At 68.0% G+C, this 1,490-nt stretch carries 1 protein-coding gene and 1 pseudogene; both read right to left on the reverse strand.

What is annotated here, in order from left to right:
- Positions 1-10 precede the first annotated feature (10 nt).
- Positions 11-961: an OmpA family protein gene (locus tag JMF90_RS36725; protein WP_054928313.1), complete on the reverse strand. Its 951-nt coding sequence runs from the start codon at positions 959-961 to the stop codon at positions 11-13.
- A 4-nt stretch (positions 962-965) separates the two neighbouring features.
- Positions 966-1,490 (reverse strand): annotated as a pseudogene (locus tag JMF90_RS36730) (type VI secretion system-associated protein TagF); the annotation flags it as partial.

The raw sequence follows: 1,490 nt of genomic DNA on the forward strand, positions 1-1,490 counted from the left end.
GCTACACCCGTTACTGCCCCACCCGGAACTCGATCCGCCGATTCCTAGCCCGCCCATCCGCCGTATCGTTCGGCGCAATAGGCTGATCCGGGCCCACCCCCGTCGTCGTCATCTGCTGCGGCGGAATGCTCTTCGTGATCAGATACCCCTTCACCGCATCCGCGCGCGCCTGGCTCAGCGCGATGTTCGACGTCCGGTTCCCCGAGTTGTCGGTGTGGCCGATGATGTCGACCGTGCGGTTCTGCATCTTCGCCAGCGCGGCCGCCATCTGGTCGAGGATCAGCTTGCCCTGCGGCGTCAGCGTCGCGCTGCCGGTCTCGAACTCGATCGTCCGGTTCGCGAGCGTCTGGTCGAGCACGCCCTGTTCGGACGCCGACACGCGCAGCCCGTTCTTGATCGTGTACGTCGGGTTCAGCGTGTTCGCCATGTCGCTCGCGAGTTGCTGGCGCTGCGCCTCGTTGTGCACCTCGCCCTTCATCTCGATCTGCGTGCCGTTGATCTTCAACTGGCCCTTGCTGATCTGCTTGAGCTGCGCGCCGAGCAGCTTCTGCACGTTCGCGCTCCAGTTCGGCGGCGTCGCGACGTCGCCCACCTCGACCTGGTCGACGACGTTCGTCGCGCCGTAGGTGTCGCGCAGCTTCTGCAGCACGGCGGCCTTGGTCGCCTCGTCGGGCACCTTGCCGCCGACCACCACCTGGCCGGGCGTCGCGTTCGCGGGCGGCGGCGCGATCGTGCCGGCGGTGCCGTGCACCACCGTGCCGGACGCGCCGCCGGCGTTCGGGTTCGCCTGCGGCAGCGCGGTCGTCGCGACCGTGCCGTTGCCGACCGGCGTGACGGTCGCGCCCGTGTTCTGCGCGAAGGCCGCGCCGCTCGCGACGAGGCCGGCCGCGAACAGCGCGGCGAGGGTGGGCGAGACGGCGGCCGACAGGCGCGCGCGCCGGACCTGAATCGTGCGATGCATGCCGTCAGCCTCCGATGAACGCTTCGCGGAACGCGTCGATGGCGACGCGCAGCGAGAGTTGCGGTTGTTCGAGGTAGCTGACGAGCTTGCTGATCTGCTGATCGTTTTGCGCATGGGCGTCGATCCACTCGGGATCGTCGATGTCGATGTTGTGGGCGGCGTAGGTCTGCGGGTCGACGACGCTCAGCAGCGTCTTCGCCGACGCGCCGTTGAAGCCGATGACGAGCCGTTCGCGTTCGGCGATCGTGCCGATGAAGATCGCAAGCTCGAAGTCGGCCTGCGCGACGAACGGCGCGATCAGTTCGAGCCAGAACGCGGCGACGAGGCTGCGGTAGAACGGGTCGACCGGCAGCGGCAGCGTGAGGCCGCGCTCGATGTGCGACGAGCCGCTCTGCATCACCGGGCGCAGCAGCGAGCCGAGCGCGAGCATCGCGCCGCGCAGCCGCACCGGATGACCGCTTTCGAGCAGCATCTCCTGCAGGCCGTACAGCGTCTGGTGTTCGACGAAATCGTATAACTTCGTATAATG

The sequence above is a fragment of the Burkholderia sp. E168m23 genome, from assembly GCF_016586125.1.
Taxonomy (GTDB): Bacteria; Pseudomonadota; Gammaproteobacteria; order Burkholderiales; family Burkholderiaceae; genus Burkholderia; species Burkholderia orbicola.